13 protein-coding genes are annotated in these 19,937 nt (G+C 69.1%); 10 read left to right on the top strand and 3 right to left on the bottom strand.

From position 1 onward, the window contains the following. The first annotated feature begins 1 nt into the window (after window position 1). From L880_RS31620 to L880_RS0104505, 10 genes are all read left to right on the top strand, one after another. A complete protein-coding gene (locus tag L880_RS31620) occupies window positions 2–226 on the top strand; it encodes an HNH endonuclease (RefSeq protein ID WP_043328534.1) in 225 nt (74 codons plus the stop codon). Window positions 227–422: 196 nt separating this feature from the next. Beyond that, window positions 423–1,988, top strand: a complete 1,566-nt coding sequence (locus tag L880_RS31615) for a methyl-accepting chemotaxis protein (RefSeq protein WP_043328532.1) — start codon at window positions 423–425, stop codon at window positions 1,986–1,988. Window positions 1,989–2,156: 168 nt separating this feature from the next. Further along, window positions 2,157–2,987, top strand: a complete 831-nt coding sequence (locus L880_RS34205) for a DUF3348 family protein (RefSeq protein WP_051443056.1) — start codon at window positions 2,157–2,159, stop codon at window positions 2,985–2,987. Beyond that, window positions 2,984–5,977: a DUF802 domain-containing protein gene (locus tag L880_RS0104535; protein WP_027474661.1), complete on the top strand. Its 2,994-nt coding sequence runs from the start codon at window positions 2,984–2,986 to the stop codon at window positions 5,975–5,977. Before L880_RS34205 ends, L880_RS0104535 begins: the two co-directional genes overlap by 4 nt. Continuing rightward, a complete protein-coding gene (locus L880_RS0104530) occupies window positions 5,977–6,636 on the top strand; it encodes an OmpA family protein (protein ID WP_027474660.1) in 660 nt (219 codons plus the stop codon). Before L880_RS0104535 ends, L880_RS0104530 begins: the two co-directional genes overlap by 1 nt. Window positions 6,637–6,656: 20 nt before the next feature. Beyond that, window positions 6,657–7,337, top strand: coding sequence for a DUF2894 domain-containing protein (locus L880_RS0104525; RefSeq protein WP_084461018.1), 681 nt, complete (start codon window positions 6,657–6,659; stop codon window positions 7,335–7,337). A gap of 175 nt (window positions 7,338–7,512) precedes the next feature. After that, window positions 7,513–8,961: a sensor histidine kinase gene (locus L880_RS31605; protein ID WP_051443054.1), complete on the top strand. Its 1,449-nt coding sequence runs from the start codon at window positions 7,513–7,515 to the stop codon at window positions 8,959–8,961. After that, window positions 8,958–11,597, top strand: coding sequence for an MHYT domain-containing protein (locus tag L880_RS31600; RefSeq protein WP_051443053.1), 2,640 nt, complete (start codon window positions 8,958–8,960; stop codon window positions 11,595–11,597). The genes L880_RS31605 and L880_RS31600 overlap by 4 nt, the downstream gene beginning before the upstream one ends. Next, window positions 11,594–13,129, top strand: coding sequence for a sensor histidine kinase (locus L880_RS0104510; protein WP_027474658.1), 1,536 nt, complete (start codon window positions 11,594–11,596; stop codon window positions 13,127–13,129). The genes L880_RS31600 and L880_RS0104510 overlap by 4 nt, the downstream gene beginning before the upstream one ends. Before the next feature lie 12 nt (window positions 13,130–13,141). Next, the gene (locus L880_RS0104505) at window positions 13,142–13,522 is read left to right on the top strand and encodes a response regulator transcription factor (RefSeq protein ID WP_027474657.1); all 381 of its coding nucleotides are present in this window, start codon (window positions 13,142–13,144) and stop codon (window positions 13,520–13,522) included. 22 nt (window positions 13,523–13,544) lie between these two features. Here L880_RS0104505 and L880_RS34200 read toward each other — a convergent pair whose 3' ends face one another. From L880_RS34200 to L880_RS0104490, 3 genes are read right to left on the bottom strand one after another with little or no spacing between them, the layout of a single operon-like run. Further along, a complete protein-coding gene (locus L880_RS34200) occupies window positions 13,545–17,912 on the bottom strand; it encodes a PAS domain S-box protein (RefSeq protein WP_051443052.1) in 4,368 nt (1,455 codons plus the stop codon). Continuing rightward, the gene (locus L880_RS0104495; protein ID WP_027474656.1) at window positions 17,909–18,625 is read right to left on the bottom strand and encodes a histidine phosphatase family protein; all 717 of its coding nucleotides are present in this window, start codon (window positions 18,623–18,625) and stop codon (window positions 17,909–17,911) included. Before L880_RS0104495 ends, L880_RS34200 begins: the two co-directional genes overlap by 4 nt. Continuing rightward, window positions 18,609–19,748, bottom strand: a complete 1,140-nt coding sequence (locus tag L880_RS0104490) for an HD domain-containing phosphohydrolase (protein WP_027474655.1) — start codon at window positions 19,746–19,748, stop codon at window positions 18,609–18,611. Before L880_RS0104490 ends, L880_RS0104495 begins: the two co-directional genes overlap by 17 nt. Between the last annotated feature and the right edge of the window lie 189 nt (window positions 19,749–19,937).

Raw genomic sequence — 19,937 nt, 5'->3', positions numbered from 1 at the left:
CATGAGCAAACTGGGCCTGACCCGCGAAAAAATCTACAAGACTGTGGCCCGCCAGCTGCACGGCCAGGTGCCGTGCTGGGTGTGCGGCCAGCATGTGCCCCATGAGCAGGCCACGCTGGAGCACATCCAGCCCCTGAGCGAAGGCGGCAACAGCCACCTGGAGAACCTGGCCATCAGCCATGGGCATTGCAACAGCCAACGCCACGCCAAAGCGGCCGCAGCTTGAGGTGCCACGCCGGCTCCCGGGCGGCTGCGGGCCCTCTGTCGGGGCGGAGTGGCTGCTTTTTGATCTTCGTCAAGCCGGCTGTGGTCGGTGCGGCGGCGGTTTGCGCAATTTGGTTACATTCAGAAACTAGTATGCGCAGGGTCGGTGAAGGTGTCTCGACCTCGTCCTTGCTCAGATCACGCTCTGCACGAACCTCATGAACCACTCCGCCTCCGCCTCTTCGAGCCGCAAGCTCGGTCATACCTTGTCTGCCCTCATGGGCGCCCTGGTCCTGGGCTGCATGACCGTGGGCGGCCTGGCCCTGGCCGCTGTGACCTGGATCGATGGCGAAGCCCTGCAGGCCCAGCAGGCCCTGGCCGAGCGCCACCAGCTGGTGCTGCGCTGGCAGGCCGAGATCCGCATCACCAACGATGCGGCCCTGTCGGCCGTGATGAACACCAACCCGGTGTCGCAAGGCGTGCTCGACCAACGGGTGCAGGCGGGTGCGGCGGCCATCGCCGAACTCAGCGCCCAGTTGGGCCGGGCCCAGGCCAGTGAGGCCGAAAAACAGGCCATGGACCAGGTCCAACAGCAGGGCGCCCAGGTGGCGGCCGCCATTGCGCGGCTGCAGCAGACCAAGGCCGCGGGCGAGCTGGCCCGGGCGGTGCTGGGCGTGAACCGCGAGCTCAAACCCCTGGTCGAAGCGCAACTGAAATCGCTGCAGGGCTACAGCGCCCAGGTGGCCCAGGCCACGGCCGATCAGGCCAAGGCCTATGAAACCCAACGCCGCAACGTGCTCTGGCTGGCCCTGGCCGGTGCTGCCGTGGCGGTGGCCCTGGGCCTGGGCTTGAGCCTGCGCATCAGCCGCCAGATCGCGCGCGACATCGAGGCCGGCTTGCGCACCGCCGAGGCCATTGCCTCGGGCGACCTCGGCCAGGCGGTGCAATCGCAGCGGCGAGACGAGCTGGGTGACCTGGTTCGTGCGCTGGAGCGCATGCGCCAGGGCCTGGGCGGCACCTTGCGCGACATCCAGCATTCAGTGGGCCAGATGGCCACCGCCACCCGCGAGATCGCCAGCGGCAACCAGGACCTGCACCAGCGCAGCGAGCAAGCGGCCGATGAGCTCAAGACCACGGCCGATGCGATGTACGAGATCCACCAGGGCATGCAGCAGGCCGCCAATGCCGCCGTCACGGCGCGCCACCTGGCCGAGCAGACCTCCGAGGTGGCCAACCGGGGCGGTGCGGTGGTGGGCGAGGTGGTCAGCACCATGGACCAGATCTCGCAGGCCAGCCGCCGCATCACCGACATCGTGGGTGTGATCGACGGGATCGCCTTCCAGACCAACATCCTGGCCCTCAATGCCGCCGTCGAAGCGGCCCGTGCGGGCGAGGACGGGCGCGGTTTTGCCGTGGTGGCGGGCGAGGTGCGCACCCTGGCCCAGCGCTCGGCCGCCGCCGCGCGCGAGATCAAGAGCCTGATCGGCGGCAGTGTGGAACGGGTGGAGGCCGGCTCGCGCCTGGTGACCGATGCCGGCCAGACCATGCGCGAGATCGTGGCCGGCGTGGCCCAGGTGTCCGAGGCGATCCGGCAGATCAGCGATTCCACCGCCTCGCAAAGCCAGGGCATCGAGAGCGTCAATGGGGCCATCGGCCAACTCGACGAGGTGACCCGTGAAAACACCCGCCGCGTGCAGGACAGCACGGCCGCCGCCCAGGCCTTGCAGCACGAGGCCCACCACCTGGCCGAGGCGGTGGACCGCTTCCGTCTGGCCGCTGTCTGAGCCGGGCTCGCGCCTGCCCGAACCCGGCTTGGCGGGCAGGGGCGCAGTCTGTAAGACAATCTCACCTTTTTGCCGCCCGGGTGCGGGGCAGGGCAAGGGCCCGGTTCGGCCTGCGTCCCCAAGGGGCTTGCCGGGTGCAGGCCACACAAGAAGACGAGACTTTTTCAGTTGCAAACGAATTTCACCAGCTCTGCGCTGGTCCGCCTGCTGGCCGAGCGTGCCGGCGTGCCAGGGCCTGTTTCCGGGGGGGCAGAGCGCGATTTTGCCGAGCGCCTGAGCCAGTGGCTCAGCGCGTTCGACGCCATCACCCTGCGCGGTGTGCAGCAGCAGCTCCAGGCCCTGGCCGACGGGACCGGTGCCCCCGCGACCCCGCCCACCGAAGCCCAGCTGGCCGCCCTGAAGAAGCTGCTGGAGCGGGTGCGTGGCAGCCTGATGCGGGGGCTGGCCGATGTGAATGCAGCGGCCGTGGCGTCGGCGGCGGCCGGCCAGGGGCCCGCCTCGCTGCCGGGCATGCGCCTGCCGGCGGGCATGAGCAAGTACGTTGACCAGACCGACTTGCCGGGCGGGGAGGGGACTTATGCCGCATTTCAGCAGCGTTACCTCGATCAACAGCGCCAGATGGAGACGAAAATCGCCTCCCTGCGGGCCCATGTGCGCCAGGTGCTGAGCGCCTCCACGCCGCGGCTGCAGCAGCTGGCTGCGCTGGACGCTGCGATGGACAAGATGATTGACGCCCGGCGGCAGCAACTGCTGGGTCGGGTGAGCCCACTGCTGGAGCGCCGCTTCGACCAGTTGCGCCAGGCCCATGAGGCCAGCCGGGCAGCGCAGCCGCCGGATGCGGCCACTGCGCCGGGCGCTGAATGGCGGCCGGGCGGCTGGCTGCACGGCTTCAGCCGCGAGTGGCAGGAGGCCCTGGTGGCCGAGTTGGAGGTCCGGCTGCAGCCGGTGGTGGGCTTGATGGAAGCTTTCGGCAACGAAATCGAGAAAAGAATTCAATGAACAGGTTTGTTTTTGCGTTGGCCTTTGTCACGGGGCTGTTGAGCGTGGGCTGGGTGGCCTGGGGTTTTGTCGGGTCGAGCTGGGTGGCTTTGTCGATGACCGGCGTGATCGCCGCGGTGTACCTGTTGGGGGCCTTGGAGGTCCGCCGCTTCAGGGCTGCCACGCAGGCCTTGCAAGAGGCGTTGGAGGGCCTGACCCAGGCCCCGGCCGAGCTGGCCGGCTGGCTGCAGCAGGTGCCGCTGGCGCTGCGCCATGCCGTGCGCCTGCGGGTGGAGGGCGAACGCGCCGCTTTGCCGGGCCTGGCCCTCACGCCCTACCTGGTGGGTTTGCTGGTGATGCTGGGCATGCTGGGCACCTTCTTGGGCATGGTGATCACCTTCAAGGGGGCCGTGTTCGCGCTGGAGGGCTCGACCGATCTGCAGGCCATCCGCAGCGCCCTGGCCGCGCCCATCAAGGGCCTGGGCCTGTCGTTTGGCACCTCGGTGGCCGGTGTGGCAGCCTCGGCCATGCTGGGCCTGCTGTCGGCACTGAGCCGGCGCGAGCGCCTGCAGGTGTCGCGCCTGCTGGACAGCCGCGTGGCCGATGTGCTGCGCCCCTTCTCGCTGGGCCACCAGCGCGAGCAGACCTACAAGGCGCTGCAAGGCCAATCCCAGGCCCTGCCGGTGGTGGCCGAGCGCCTGGAGGCCTTGATGGAGCAGCTGGAGCAGCGCAGCGAGCGCCTGAATGAGCAACTGCTGGCCCGCCAGGAGCAGTTCCACCGCCAGGCCGGCACGGCCTACACCGATCTGGCCCAGGCCGTGGGCCGCTCGCTGCAGGACAGCCTGAGCGCCGGCGCCCGGGCGGCGGGCGAAAGCATCCAGCCCGTGGTGCAGGCCGCCATGGCCGACATCGCGCAGCAGGCCGGGCAACTGCACCAGCGCCTGGGCGAGGTGGCGCAGCAGCAGGCCGAGGGCCTGTCGGCGCAGTTCAGTGCCACCGTGGGCCAGGTGGCGGCCCACTGGCAGCAGGCCTTGCAGCAGCAGGCCCAGACCGGCGCCCAATTGATGCAGGGGCTGGACCAGAGCCTGAACGCCTTCACGGCCGGCTTCGAGCAGCGCTCGCTGAGCCTGGTCGACGGCGTGCACGAGGCCCTGCGCCAGTCGCGCGGCGAACAGGCCCAGGCCGATCAGCAGCGTCTGCAGGCCTGGGCCCAGGGCCTGGACGGCATGACCCAGGCCTTGCAGGCCGAGTGGCGGCAACTGGGGGCCCAGCAACTGGCCCAGCAGCAAGCGGTCTGCAGCACCCTCGAGACCACCGCCATCCGCCTGGATGAGCGCCATGCCGAGCAGGCCGGCCGCATCCGCAGCGATCTGGACCAGGTGGTGGCCCGCTTCGAACAGCTGGCCCAGGCCCGGCTCGATGCCGAGGCCCAGGCGCAGGCCGAGCAGGTGGCGGCCGACCGGCAGCGGCTGGAGGCCTGGGGCCAGGCCCTGGGCTCGGTGGCGCAAAGCCTGCAGGGCGAGTGGCAGCGTGTGGGCGAACAGGCCCTGGCGCAGCAACAAGCCTTGAGCCACACGCTGGAGCAGACGGCGGCCGCCATCGGCGAGCGCAGTGCCGAGCAGTCCGCCCGCACCCGGGCCGACCTGGAGCAATTGGTGGCCCGTTTTGAACAGCTGGCCCAGTCGCGCCTCGATGCCGAAGCGCAGGCCCAGGCCGAGCAGGTGGCGGCCGACCGGCAGCGGCTGGAGGCCTGGGGCCAGGCCCTGGGCTCGGTGGCGCAAAGCCTGCAAGGCGAGTGGCAGCGTGTGGGCGAACAGGCCCTGGCGCAACAACAGGCCCTGAGCCAGACCCTGGAAAAGACGGCGGCCACCATCGCCGAACGCAGTGCCGAGCAAGCCCGCCAGACCCTGGCCGAGACCAGCCGCCTGCTGAGCCGGCTCGATGCGCTGGCCCAGGCCCGCTCCGAGGCCGAGATCCGCTCCCAGGCCGAGCAGGAGGCGGCCGACCGGCAGCGCCTGGCCGCCTGGTCGCAGGCCCTGGGCAGCATGGCCGGTACCTTGCAGGCCGAGTGGCAGCGCGTGGGCGAGCAGGCCTTGGCCGGCCAGCAGCAGCTGTGCCAGACCCTGGAGAAGACCGCGGGCGAGCTGGGCGAGCGCAGTGCTGAGCAGGCACGCCGCACCCTGGCCGACATGGCGGCCCTGGTGGCCCGCCAGGACGAATTGAGCCTGGCCCGCAGCGCCGCTGAAGAGCGCTGGCTGCAGCAGCAGGGCGAACGCATGGACCAACTGGCGGCGCTGTGGCGCCAGGAGCTGGGCGCCCTGCGCGACGACGAAGCGCGCCGCGGCGACGCCGCAGTGCAGCGCCTGGGCGATCTGCAGGCGGCCCTGGCCAGCCAGCTGGCCACCCTGGGCCAGACCCTGGAGGCCCCGATGGCGCGCCTGATGCAAAGCGCCGCCGAGGTGCCGCAGGCCGCCACCGCGCTGCTGGCCCAGGTGCGCGAGCAGATGGGCGCCCTGGACCAGCGCGATCAACAGGCCCTGCAGGAGCGCAGCAGCCTGATGGAGCGCCTGAACCAGCTGCTGCTGAGCCTGGAGCAGGCCTCGGCCGAGCAGCGCGACAGCGTGCAGGCCCTGCTGGGCCAGGCCCTGGGCACGCTGGGCCAGGCCGGCCAGCAGTTCACCGAGACCCTGAGCAGCCATGCCCTGCGGGCCGAAGACCTGGCCGTGCACCTGCGCGGCGGGGCGATCGAGCTGTCCAGCCTGGGCGAGGCCTTCCACCAGGGGGTGCAGTTGTTCAGCAGCAGCAACGAGAAGCTGGCCGAAGGCCTGCAACGGGTCGAGAGCGCCATCACCCAGTCGATGGCGCGCAGCGACGAGCAACTGGCCTACTACGTGGCCCAGGCGCGCGAGGTGATCGATCTGAGCATCAGCGCGCAGCGCGGCATCGTCGATGACCTGCGGCGCCTGCAGGCGGGCGCTCAGGCCCAGGCCGCGGCGCTCGGGAGCGCCTGATGAGCCGCCTCGAGGAGATGGACGAAGGCCTGGAGCAGACCGCTCCGGTGTGGGCCGTGTTCGGCGACCTGATGACGGGCCTGCTCGGGGCTTTTGTGCTGGTGCTGCTGGGCGTGCTGGTGGTGCAGATGGACCTGGTGGACCACCTGCAGCTCGAGGTGCAGAAGCGCCAGGCCGAGGAGCAACGCCGCATGACGCTCGAAAAAGCCCTGGCCGGCCCCCTGGCCTCGGGGCGGGTGACGCTGAACAACGGGCGCATCGGTATCAGCGGCAGCGTGCTGTTTCCGTTCAATTCGGACCAGCTGCGCCCCGAAGGCCGGGCCCTGCTCAAGAGCCTGGTGCAGCCGCTCAAGGTGTACCTGGCCGAGCGCGATGAGATGCTGATGGTCAGCGGCTTCACCGACGACCGCCCGATCCAGGAGGGCAACCGCCGCTTTGCCGACAACCTGGAGCTGTCGGCCCAGCGCGCCCTGACCGTCACCCGTGCACTGGTGGACGAGGGCATGCCCTCATCGCTGACCTTTGCCGCCGCTTTCGGCGCCGAGCAGCCGGTGGCCTCGAACGCCAGCGAGGCGGGCCGGGTGCTGAACCGGCGCGTCGAGATGGCACCGGTGCCCAAGTCGGCCCCGGCGGCGGACACCCGCGACCCTCGTTCATGACGTTGCCGATGACGCCGCCCATGGTTCCCGCTTCGGCATCCGTCGATGAGCTGGCCCAGGCCCAAGCCCGTCTGCAGGCCTTGCGCGAGGCCGGCGCGGCCGAGGCCGACCCGATCGGGCTGGCCTATCTGGAGCGCCTGGCACAACAGGCTGCGGGCCACTATGGGCCCTTGCAGTCGCGCCTGCAGCTGCGCCTGGCGCAGGCGCTGGACCGTTTTGAGCAGGCCCGGGCCCCGTCCCTGACGGCGGCAAGCGCGCCCGACGCCGGCCATGCCCCGGCGCGCCCCGCAGCCGCGGCGATGCTGGCCGAGCTGAACCGCCTGCTGCGCGAGGCCAGCGCGCCCGCGCCGGTGCTCGATGGCGAGGAGGCCGTGTCCGCCCCCGTGCGCAGCCCGGCGGGCCGGCCCGAGATGAAGAGCGTGACCCGTTTTCGCGAAGGCTGGTCCCGCCTGCGGGCCGAAACCCGCGTCACCGAAGCCCTGGGGCGCAAGCCTGAGAACGCCGGCCCGCTCAATTCGCATGCCTTGCTGGTGCGCTCGCTCGATCTGATGCGGGGCCTGTCGCCCGACTACCTGAGGCGCTTCGTGACGCATGTGGACGCCTTGCTGTGGCTGGACCAGGCCAGCCAGAAGCCCGCCCCGGCCAAGGGCAAAGGCAAGCCCGGCGCGGGGGCGCGCAAAGCGAAGCGTTCGTCTCACTGACTCGGGTGAGTCTCAATTTAAAACGGCATAAATGATATTTCAAAATTATTTATGCGGTTTTAATGTGGCAAAAAAGTATTTCCAAGGTATAAACTGGGCCTGATCAACGCGTGCCTGACAGGGCGTATTGATTTGATCATTTGAGCCCGCCAGGCCGGTCCGGACGGAGGGCTCAATGGATCCTGCGCATTCGCTGGCCCTGGGGCGCCAGCCCATGGAGACCTTGATGACCACGATCAACTGTGCGCCCGCAACGCGAACCGCTGCCCCGGTGGTTCTGCTGGTGGACGATCAACGCACCAACCTGCTGCTGCTGCGCGGGCTGCTGAGCCCGGCCTACCAGGTGCTGGAGGCGGAGTCCGGCGCCGAGGCCCTGGCGATGGCCGCGGCAGGCCCTCGGCCCGACCTGATCCTGCTCGACATCATGATGCCCGACATGGATGGCTATGAGGTGCTGCGCCGCTTGCGGGCCGAGCCTGCGACCTGCGAGATCCCGGTGATCTTCGTGACCGCCATGACCGAGGAGAACGACGAGCGCGTCGGCCTCACCTTGGGTGCGGTGGATTACCTGACCAAGCCCTTCCGATCGCCCATCCTGCTGGCCCGGGTGCGCACCCAGCTGGAGCTCAAGCAGGGCCGCGATGAGCTGCAGGTCCGCAACGACAACCTGGAGGCTGCGGTGCAGCAACGCACCCAGAGCCTGACCGAGGCCCTGGCCCGTCAGCGCGAGCTCAACCAACGGCTGGAGCAGGCGCAACTGCAGTTGCTGCAGTCTGAAAAGATGGCCTCGCTGGGGCAGTTTGCCGCCGGTGTGGCGCATGAAATCAACAACCCCATCAGCTTCGTGCGTTCGAACCTGGGCACGCTCAAGGCCTATTTCGACGACGTGATGGCAGTGCTGCAGGCCGGCGATGCCGTGTGTCGCCACGCGGGGGCCGGGCCCGCCCTGGCCGAGTACCAGCGCCTGTGCCAGGACAAAGACCTGCCCTACCTGCGTGCGGATCTGGTGCAGGTGCTGGACGAAAGCCGCGAAGGCCTGGACCGGGTGAGCCGCATCGTGGCCGATCTGAAGAATTTTTCGCGCTTCGGACGCGAAGACTGGGCCTGGGTCGATCTGCATGAAGGTCTGCGGGCCACCTTGCGCCTGATGGCCGGCCAGCTCCCGGCGGGTTGCGAGGTGCAGCTGGAATTGGCGCCCGAACTGCCGCTGGTCAACTGCATTGCCCCGCAGTTGCACCAGGTGTTCATGAACCTGCTGACCAATGCGGTACAGGCCCTGCGGGGCAGTGGCCACATCCGCATCGTCACGCGCCGGCTCGATGAATCGCGCGTGGAGCTGCGCTTCGAGGACAGCGGCCCGGGCATCGCGGCCGAGCACCTGGGGCGCATCTTCGACCCCTTCTTCACCACCCAGGCGGTGGGCCAGGGCATGGGGCTGGGCCTGTCCATCAGCTGGGGCATCGTGCACCGGCATGGGGGCGTGCTGAGTGCGCACAACCGCGCTCAGGGCGGGGCTTGCTTCGTGCTGCAACTGCCACTGGATTCTCAGGCCGCGTCGACCGAGCCGGGCCGTCACCACGGCCTGCACAGCCCGGTCGCGCTTCATACCGAGGGCGTTTCATGAACCTGTCCACCATCTTGCCACTGGGCTTCATCAGCTCACCCGATGAGGTGATGAGGGCTTACGACATGCGTTTCCAGCCCACCCAGGTGGGGGCCTCCATCCTGCTGGCGGTGTTTGCTGCGAGCTGCGCGCTGGAAATGGCCAACCAGAAGACCCATCGCCCGCGCTGGATTGCCCTGGGCGCGCTGATGCTGGGCCTGGGCATCTGGGCCATGCATTTCATCGGCATGACCGCCTTGCGGCTCGATTGCGGCATCCGCTACGAGCCCTGGCTGACGGCGCTGTCGGTGCTGCCGGGGGTGGCCGCGGCCGCGGTGGCGCTGCATTTTGCGGCGCGTGACCGCGCGGGCTCTGCCGCCTTGCTGCTGGGCGGCAGCGTGATGGGTGCCGGTGTGGGCCTGATGCATTACCTGGGCATGGCCGCCATGCGCCTGGATGGCGAGCTGCGTTACGACAGCGGTCTGTTCATGCTGTCGATCGTGGCGGCGGTGTCGCTGGCCATCGGGGCGCTGTGGCTGCGCCAACGGCTGCTGGTGACACGCCTGGGGCGGCACCCCTTTCTGGGCTCGCTGGCGGGGGGGCTGGTGCTGGGGCTGTCGATCTCGGCCATGCACTACATCGCCATGGCAGGGGCCTATTTTTTGCCGGGGCCGGGTGGCGTGGCGGAGGCTGCGGGCTTCACGGACCCGACGGCCCTGGCCACGGTGGTGGGCCTGCTGACCCTGTTGCTGTTGCTGGGCGGGGTCGCCTTTGTGGTGGCTTCGGCGCGCATCGCGATGGCGCGCCAGCGCGCCGAGGCCATGCAGGCCCTGTTGCGCAAGGTGACGGCGGTGATCGACAACATGGGCGATGGCCTGCTGGTGACCGATGCCCAGGGGCGGGTCACCCAGGTCAACCCGGCCCTGCTGTCCCTGTACCGGCTCGATGGGGAGGAGGGCGGCGGCCAAGCCCTGCCGGGCCTGCCTGTGCGAACGGTGTTCGGTGATGAGGTGGGCGATTTCGTGGGCCGGGCCCTGGACCGGCAGCAGGCCGCGCCGTCCTTGACGGCCGAGGTGGCGGTGCTGGACAGCCGGGTGGCGCGGGTCGTCGCCACGGTGCTGGGCAAGGACAGCACAGAGCCCCAGGCGGGATCGCAAGGTCTGGTCATCACCTTCCGCGACATCACCCACGAGGTGGAGGTGTCGCGCATGAAGACCGACTTCATTGCCAATGTGTCGCACGAGCTGCGCACCCCACTCACCTCGGTGCTGGGCTTTGCCAAGGTGATCCGCAAGCAGTTCCAGCGCAGCGTGCTGCCGGCGCTGAACCCACAGGACACGAAGGTGATCTCGGTGGTGGAGAAGATCCAGTCGCAGCTCGACATCATCGTGTCCGAGGGTGAACGGCTGACAAACCTGATCAACGACGTGCTCGATCTGACCAAGATCGAGGCGGGCAAGATCGAGTGGCGTGATGAACCGGTGGACATGGGCGCCTTGCTGCAGCGGGCGGTGGACGCCACTGCCGCGATCTACCAGCCGCGTGATCTGCCTCTGAAAGTCGAGGTCCAGCGCCCCTTGCCCTTGCTGCGGGGGGACCCGGACCGCCTGCTGCAGGTGATCATCAACCTGCTGTCCAATGCGGCCAAGTTCACCGAGCAGGGGGAGGTGCGCTGCTGGGCGCGGCTGGAGGGCGGTCGCCTCACCGTGGCGGTGGCCGACCAGGGCTGCGGGATCAGCGAGTTCGATCAGCAGCAGCTGTTTGAACGCTTCCGCCAGGTGGGCAACACCTTGACGGACAAGCCGCGCGGCACCGGCTTGGGCCTGGCCATCTGCAAGCAGGTGATCGAACACCACCAGGGAGAGATCTGGGTGGAAAGCCAGGTCGGCCAGGGCAGCACCTTCTGTTTTGCGTTACCCCTGCCCGAACAGGCCGTGGTCGGTGAGGCCGGGGATGGCGTGGCGACCACCGCCACCGTGCCCGCCTTGGCCCCGGCCGCCTTGAGCGGCCACCCCCGAACGATTCTGGTGGTGGACGACGAGACCAACATCCGCGCCTTGCTGAGGCTGGAGCTGGAGGCCGTGGGCTATCGGGTGCGCGAGGCCGCCGACGGCGTTCAGGCGATTCACCAGGTGAAGCAGGCGCCGCCCGATCTGATCCTGCTGGATGTGATGATGCCCGGCATGAGCGGCTTCGAGGTGGCTGCGGTGCTGCGCTCCACCCCCGAGGCCAACAAGATTCCCATCATCATCCTCAGCATCGTGGACGACCGCGCCCGTGGCCGGGCCGTGGGGGCGGACAGCTACCTGTCCAAGCCGATCAACATGGAGGTGTTGCTGCCCGAGATCGATGGGCTGCTGCGGCGGCGCGAGTCCACCAAGCGCATGCTGCTGGTGGATGACCGCGATGCACCGGTGGTGGCCGTGACCCAGATGCTGCGTGCCAAGGGCTATCAGGTCGAGGTGCTGGACCCGGAGATGCAGCGCGGCGAGCGGGGCGCGGCCCTGCCGGAGATGATGGTGGTGTTCTCGCCGGCCGAGGACCCCTTGCACGTGGCCTCGTCCATGCAGGCGGCCCGCGAAGGCGAGCGCGTGTACCTGGTGGTGACCGGTGCGGGGACGGCCCCCTCGGCCCCCACATTGCCTTCGGTCCCATGATCACGCGTGCCACCCGCCGGGCGTTGAACCGGGCGTCCCTGGTCCAGGCCCTGGACCGCGTGGCCCGCTCGCTGCAGAGCCACTGGTGTGTGCTGGACGAGCAGGGCGAGCGGATCGCCGGATCGGTCGACGGGCCCGGCTCCTTGGCCGCCACTCTTCCCACCTCATTGCTCGATTGGCCCCGTGTGCCGCTGGCGTGCCTGCAACCCGAACGCCTGTGCTTGGCGGCCCCGGTGCATGCGCAGACGCTGGCCGACGTGCTGACCGGCCTGTGGATGCAGGAAGAGGAGCGCCGCCTGCTGGTGGAGGAGGCGCTGGCCAAGTACCGCGAGATCAATCTGCTGTTCCGGGTGCACGAGGTCATCCATCACAACATGCCCGCGCGCGAGGTGCTGCAGGCGCTGCGCCAAGAGGCCGCCCGCCTGATCCCCGCGCTGCCGCTCGAGGTGCTGTTGTTGAGCAATGACACCGGTCTGCTGGCGCAAGGCCTGGGGCCGGAACAGGGGCTTTACACCCCCACGGCGGCGCCCTGGGGGGGCGAGGTGGCCCAGCGTGCCTGTGCCATCCGGCAGGCCGACATCGTCAACGCGGCCGAGGCCGCGCCCGGTGCCCCGGGCATGGCCAGCCTGATGGTGGCCCCCATGGTCACCCCACGTGCCGAGCTGGGCGCGTTGCTGGTGGGCAGCCGCGAGCCGGTGGTGTTCCAGGCCAACCACCTCAAGCTGCTGGTCACGCTGGCCGCGCATGGCGCCGTGGTGCTGGAGAACGCCTTGTTGACCGACCAGCTGCGCGGCGCCCTGGACCGGGCCGAGAGCGCCAACCGTTCCAAGAATGCCTTCCTGCGCAACATGGGCCATGAATTGCGCACCCCGATGAGCGCGATTCTGGGGTTCTCGGATCTGCTGGCCCTGCGCCTGCAGGACCCGGAGGGCCAGGAGTTTGCCCGCAGCATCCAGCAATCGGGCCGCCATCTGCACGGCATGCTCAACGACATCCTGGAGATTTCGCGTGGCGAGGACGATGGGCCGCGCCAGCGCACCGCCTTCAGCGTGGTGGATCTGCTGCAGGCCACGGCCAGCGCTGAAGGGGCGGCGGCGCGGGCCAAGGGCCTGGTGTTGCACACCGTGATCGGACCCGGCCTGGAGGAGGCGGTGCAAGGCGAGTTCGGCCGCTTGCGGCAGGTGCTGCGCCACCTGCTGGCCAATGCGGTCAAGTTCTCCAGCCAAGGGCAGATCACCTTGTCGGCCAGCCTGCACGAGGGGCTGTTGGGCACCCCGGGGCTGGAGTTCAGCGTCAGCGATCAGGGCGAGGGCATTTCGGATGAACACCTGGCCCGCATTTTTGCCAGCTTCGAGCAGGGCGATGGCGAGCGCGGGCGGCGCCACGAAGGGGTGGGCCTGGGCCTGACCGTCTGCAAGTACCTGGTCGAACGCATGGGCGGCGAGCTGGGCGTGGACAGCGTGCGCGGCCAGGGCAGCCGCTTCTGGTTCCGGGTGGGGGTGGATCGGCCCTGCTGCGGCGTCACGACTTGAATGAGGAACACCATGGAAAACACCGTACTGATCGTGGACGACGAGCCCCACATCCGCATGCTGCTGGAGGAGAGTCTGGTCGATCTGGAGGACCAGGGCATCAGCCTGCTGAGCGCCTGCAACGGGCGTGAGGCGTTGCAACTCATCGAGGCGCATCGGCCCCGTCTGGTGCTGCTCGATGTGATGATGCCCGAGCTCAGCGGCTACGAGGTGTGCCAGCAGGTGCGTGCCAACCCGGCGCTGGCCCAGGTCTATATCCTGATGCTGACCGCCAAGGGCCAGGAGGCCGACCGCCAGCGGGGCCTGGAGGCCGGGGCTGACGACTACGCCACCAAGCCCTTCGATCCCGACGACATGCTGGCGCGCGTGCAGCGGGTGCTGGCCTTGTCCTGAGGCCCGGGTGGGCCGAGCGGCCTCAGCCGGGCGGCGTTACGTCCGGGTGTTGCGCCAGCAGGGCCAGGGCGTCTGCCAGGTCAAAAGCGTCCATGGCCCGCTCCAGCCGCCGTGTCAACGCGGGATCGGCCTGATGCAAGGCCGGGCGCAGGGCCTCGAAGGTGTCTGCGGCGTCCAGATCATCGCTCGCCAATTGCTTGCACCAGGCGGCCAGGGGCTGGGCCAGGTGCGCCAATGACCCCGGGGGGGCCGAAGGCTGCGGGCTGGCCGCGGCCGCGTCGGCCTGCATGCCCGGGCCCAGGCGTTGCACGATGGATTGGCAGCTCTGATCCAGGGCCTGTTGCAGGGCCTGCAACACGGCCTGGGCGTCGGTACGGCCTTCTGCCGGGACCGGCCCCTGCGCTTGTCGGAGGTGCTGCTCGGCCGCCTGGGCCAGGCGCTGCACCCGCTCCAGGCCCAGCAGGCCACCGAGGCCCTTGAGGGTGTGCAGCCTGCGCTGGGCCGTCTCGTGCTCGCCGCGCTGCAGCTCATCGTGCAGGCTTTGCAGGTCTTGCCCGTGCTCGGCGGCAAAGCGCAGCAGGTAGGTGCGCAGGCGTTGCAGGTCACCGCGCATGGAGCGCAGGCCCGCCTCCAGTTGCAGGCCTTCCACCAGGTGCAGGTGCTGGCGCAGCTCGGCTTCGGGCCAGGCGCTCGGCGCAGCCGCAGGTGAGGCAGCGGGCCGCGCTTCGACCCGGTCTTCGGCCTGCCGGGCCTGGGGCAGCCATTTGGCCAGGGTCTGGGCCAGCAGGGTGGGGTCGACCGGCTTGGGAATGTGGTCGTTCATGCCGGCGGCCAGGGCCACGGCGCGGTCTTCGGCAAAGGCATTGGCGGTCATGGCCAGGATGGGGGTGCGGGCCCAGCCGGGCAGCTGGCGGATCTGGCGCGTGGCCTCCAGCCCGTCCATGACGGGCATCTGCACATCCATCAGCACCAGTTCGTAGGACCGGCGCCGGGCCTGATCCAGGGCCTCCTGGCCATCGCAGGCCAGGTCGACCTCAAAGCCCAGGTCCTTGAGCAGTTCCAGGGCCACCTCCTGGTTCATGGCGTTGTCCTCGGCGAGCAGCAGGCGATGGCCGGGCGTGAACCGGGGCAGGGCCTGGGCGGGTCGAGGCAGGTGCTGCGTGCTGTTGCGGCCCTGGGCCAGGGTGAGCGAGATGGTGTCGGCCAGCAAGGCCGGCAGCACCGGCTTGGGGATGAAGGCGGCAAAGATGCCGTCGTCCTTGACCTCGCTGGGGCAGCCGCTGCTGCCGCTGACCAGGATGCACACCGGCTGCTGGCGCAGCGGCAGTTGCTGGAGGCGCTCGCAGGTCTGCGAGCCATTGAGGCCGGGCATCAACCAGTCGGAGAACACCATCAGGTAGGGGTCACCCTGCGCATCGGCCTGGGCCACCATCTCCAGCGCCAGGGCCCCTGAACTGGCCCGGTCCACCCGGGCCGACAGGCCTTGCAGCAGATCGGCCAGCGCCTCGCGGGCTTCTTCCATGTCGTCCAGCACCAGCACGCGGCTGCGTGCGGGCAGGGGCAGGGTGTCGGTGGCGGGGCTGTCCGGGGCGGGCTCGAAGGGGGCTTCGAGCCAGAAGTTGCTGCCCTGGCCCGGCTGGCTGCTGACGCCGACCTGGCCGCCCAGCAGGTCGGCCAGCCGCCGGCTGATGGCCAGGCCCAGGCCGGTGCCGCCATACAGCCGGGTGGTCGACACGTCGGCCTGCTGGAAGGCATTGAACAGGCGGGCCTGTTGCTCGGCACTGATGCCGATGCCGGTGTCGCGCACCTCGAAGCGCAGCCACAGACGACCGTCGCCCCGGTCGGGCAGCACGCTGCCACGCAGGCGCACGCTGCCGCGTTCGGTGAACTTGACGGCGTTGTTGGCAAAGTTGAGCAGCACCTGACCCAGGCGCACGCCGTCGCCATGCAGCATGCGCGGCAGGCTGCCGATCTCGGCCACCAGCTCCAGCCCCTTGGCCTCGGCTTTCTCGGTGACCAGTGCAAACACGTTGGAGACCACGCGCTCGAGCTGGAAGTCGGTCGGGTCCAGGGTCATCTTGCCGGCCTCGATCTTCGAGAAGTCGAGGATGTCGTTGATGATGGACAACAGGTGCATGGCGGCGTCCGACAGCTTGTCGAGCTGCTGGCTCTGGCGTTCGCTCAAGGGGGCGCGTCGCACCAGGTGGGCCAGGCCGATGATGGCGTTCATGGGGGTGCGGATCTCATGGCTCATGTTGGCCAGGAAGCTGCTCTTGGCCCGGTTGGCACTCTCGGCCATGTCGCGCGCGCGGCGCAGTTCTTCGGCGTTGCGGTGCTCGGCGGTCACGTCTTCGATGATGCCGATGATGGCGTTGGGGAACTCGGGGATGTCGATGCGGGCGTCGGTCAGGCGCGCCCAGAAGCGGCTGCCATCGCGCCGGCGCATCTCGTGCTCGCGCACATGGGGCCCGGGCTGGTCGAGTCGGCGCTCGATCAGCTGGCCGGCGGCTTCGAAGTCGGCATCGCTGCCGTACCACAGCCGGGTGCTCTGGTTGAGCAGCGCCCCCGGTGGGTAGCCAAAGATCTCTTCGACCTTGCGGTTGCAGCGCAGCACGCGGCGCGACTGCAGGATGACGATGCCCACGGTGGCGTGGTCGAAGATGCCGCGCAGCTCGCTGTTGGCCGAGCGCAGTTGCAGGGTCTGCTCGGACAGGCGCCGGCTGGCCTCCTCCAGGCTGGCGGTGCGCTCGATCACCCGCTGTTCCAGCAGTTCGCGGTGGCGCTGCAGTTCACGCTCGGCGTTCTTGCGCTCGGTCACGTCCATCCAGACGCCGGTGAGGCAGGTTTGGCCGTCGAGTTGCAATGGGCGCATCGAGATCCAGAACTCGCGCACCTGGCCCTGCTTGTTGCGGCGCTGGTTCTCGAACTCCAGACCGTTCTCGGCCACGATGCGTTGCACGATGGCGTCCACCTGGGCGGGGTTCAGGTGGGCCTGCAGGTCGTAGATGGTGAGGCGGGCGAATTCGTCGCGCTCGTAGCCCATGGCCTGGCTGGCCGCGTCGTTGAAGCTGATGAAGCCCAGGGTCGCCAGATCGACCAGCACGATGCCGACGGGGGCCTGGCTGACGATGCTGGCGTATTGGCGTTCGCGGTCGGCCAGGGCCTGCTGGGTCTGGTGCAAGGCGGTGATGTCTCGCCCCACCCCCAGCACCCCCAGCAGCCGGCCCTGGCTGTCGCGGATGGGGGTCTTGATGGCGGTCACCAGCTCGCGGTGACCATCGGCGAACTGGCGCCAATGGGGCGGCAGCTCATAGCGGCCGGTGTCGATGGCGATCTGGTCGCCGCTGAGGTAGAGCGCGGCCTCTTCGGGCGCAAACAGGTCCTGATCGCGCAGCCCTCGCAGCGTCTCGGGGTCGCGCCCGGTCTGTTGCAGAAAGCGCTGGTTGAACACCTGGTAGGCGCCCTCGGGGTCTTTCAGCCAGACCAGATCGGGCATGCCCTGGATCAGGGCGTGCAACTGGGTGCGTTCTGCCTCCAGCGCCTGCTGGGCTGCTCGGCGCTCCAGGCGGGCGGCGCGGTAGGCCAGCACCGCGCGGGCCATGTCGCCCAGCAGGCCTTGGCGGCGTGCGCTGGCGCCCAGGTGCTCGAACAGGGGGGCTGCACCCTCTTCATCGTCGTGTTGGCTGAGGTAGCTCAGGGCGGCATTGAGCCGGCCCAGGCGGCGCGCCAGGCGGATGGCCACGGTCAGCCACAGCACCAGCACCAAGCCGGTGGCGCTGGCGCTGAGCAGTTGCATGCGACTGCGAATGGCCTCCAGGGCGACGTTGGCCTCGGCGCTGCGCTGTTGGACGTGTTGGGTGAGTTGCTCGTCGATGGCCTGCAACTGCAAGGCCAGCTTCACATAGTGTTCGTGGGCGGTGAGCAGGTGCTGCCCGGCCAGGCGGGTGTCGATCGAGGCCAGGTCGGTGCTCATGAGCACAAAGCGTTTGAAATTGCCGAACTCGGTCTGGGCCGCGCTCAGGGCCTGGGCCTGCTCGCCGGACAGCGTGGCCTGGCCCAGGCGCGCCAGGCGTTGCTCGAATTGCGCCACCTGATCGACGATGCGGCTGTGCAACCGGTAGGCGCCGGCCTCATCGATGCGGCCGGCCTGGGCCTGGCCCAGGGCCTCGGTCAGCTCTTGCTGCAGCACCAAGGCCTGCAGGCTGATCGAAGAGGCCTCGCTGGCGAAGCCCAGGTCGCGGGCTTGCGCCTGGTCGTACTCGCTGCGGGTTTGCTGCAATTGCTGCTCGGTCACCCGGTTGAACACCCCGCCCAGCAGCAGGGCCAGCGCCACTGGCAGGAAGAGCAGCAGCAGGAACTGCAGCTGCTTGGAGTTGCGGCGCCAGTTCATGGCGCCGGGGCCGCCTTGAGCAACTGGGGCCACAGGGCCGGCGGGATGCTGGCCAGGTACTCGAAGCCCTTGGCTCCCAGCGGGCGCAGCACCACCACCGTGCCCTCGGGCTTGACGAAGTAGCCCATCAGATCGGCCATGTTGGGGGCGTGGGCCACGATCAGGCGGTTGCTGCCTGGGGCCGGCGGCGTGCTGACCAGGCGCCACGTGGCCTGTAGCACAGGCTTTTTCTGCTCACTGGTCAGGTTGGCGGTGTACATCAGGTCCGGGTCGGCATGCACCGGGCCCTTGAAGTCGGGAAAAGCCAGCTTCACGGTCTCGGTGGTGCGGCACAGCGGGCTGTGGAAGATCTCGGCCACCGGGATGCGGGCCTGACGCAAGGTGTTGCCCAGGGTGACGGCGAGCCGGCGGCCTTCGTCATTGAGCACGCGCTGGGTGCTGCAGTCGTCCAGGCGCAGGCCGGTGACGGCGTCGGCCCGGCTGTTGTCGGTGGTGCCGTGGCGCATGTAGAGCACATAGCCGCCAGCGCGCAACTGGCCCAGCAGCTCGGGCCTGGCCATCACCTCCTGGAAGGGCGGGGCGCCAGGTGGCGAGGCCATGTCTGCCGCGCAAGCGGCGGTGCCGCCAAGCAACACCAGCGCCAGCAGGGCTGTGCAGGCGGCGCCTTGCTGCCGATGGGGCTTGAGCGCGGCGGGGTCAGGCTTGGTCGGCATAGTGTTCGGCGATGGTCTTGAATTCATCAAACCGGGCCAGGAAGGCGTCGACGATGTCGGGGTCGAAATGGCTGCCTCGGCCCTCGGTGATGATCTGGCGCGTGGTGTCCATGGGCAAGGGAGGCTTGTAGGGGCGCCGCGAGATCAGGGCGTCGAACACATCGGCCAGGGCCATCAGGCGGGCCGGCAGCGGGATGGCATCGCCTTGCAGCCCGGCGGGGTAGCCGCTGCCGTCCCATTTCTCATGGTGGCTGGCGGCGATCTGCAGGGCGGTTTCAAGAAAGTCCAGCGAGGGGCGGCTGTCGGGGGTGTCCGGCGCGGGCCCGCAGGGGGTCGGCGTGGGCTGCAATTCGCGGGCGCGCTCGATGGCCTCTTCCAGGGCCTGGGCCCCGATGGCCGCATGGGTCTTCATGATCTCGAACTCGTCGGGTGTGAGCCGGCCGGGCTTGAGCAGGATGGCGTCCGGGATGCCCACCTTGCCGATGTCGTGCAGCGGGGCCGCCTTGGCGATGCGCTGGCGCACATCGGGGGTGGCCAGGGCCTGGGCAAAGCGCGGGTGATCCATCAACTGGTTCATCAGCACCTCGATGTAGGCCTGGGTGCGGCGCAGGTGGTTGCCGGTCTCGTTGTCGCGTTTTTCGGCCAGTGTGGCCAGGGCGAACAGGCTGAGGTTCTTGATCAGCTCGTTTTCGGCCATGCGGCGCCGCACCTCGGCGTCGAGAAACGCGTTCTGGTGGGCCAGCCGGTCGCGGGCCTGCTTGAGTTCGAGCTGGGCATGCACCCGGGCCAGCAGCAGGGCCGGCTTGACCGGCTTGGTCACGTAATCCACCGCACCCAGGGCCAGGCCATGCTCTTCGTCGTCGTCGGCGTTGAGGGCGGTGACAAAGATCACCGGGATGTCGCACCACTGCGGGTGGGCCCGCAACTGCTCCAGCACCTGGTAGCCGTTCATGTCGGGCATCATCACGTCGAGCAGGATCAGGTCGGGGCGGGGCGGGTGTTGCAGCGCCAGCAAGGCGCGCTGCCCGGAGTTGGCCACGCGCACGTGGTAGAGCGGGCGCAACATCTGGCCGATGACGGACAGGTTCTCCTTGGTATCGTCCACCAGCAAAATCGTGGGCAAAGCCCGGGCCTCAGGTGCCTGGGCGCCTGGATTCTGGGTGAGGGTCGCGTCGTGAATGGGCATCGCCGGCAGACCAAGGATATTCAATCGTCGGTCTGATACAGGAAGATACACGAAGCGCCTGGATTATCCAGCCCGAATCTCAAGGATTCGACGGGGCTTGGATGGGGGAGCGCCGGAAAATCACGT

The sequence above is a fragment of the Curvibacter gracilis ATCC BAA-807 genome (genome assembly GCF_000518645.1).
In the GTDB taxonomy this organism is placed as follows: domain Bacteria; phylum Pseudomonadota; class Gammaproteobacteria; order Burkholderiales; family Burkholderiaceae_C; genus Curvibacter; species Curvibacter gracilis.
This window is presented reverse-complemented; position numbering and strand designations above follow the sequence as displayed.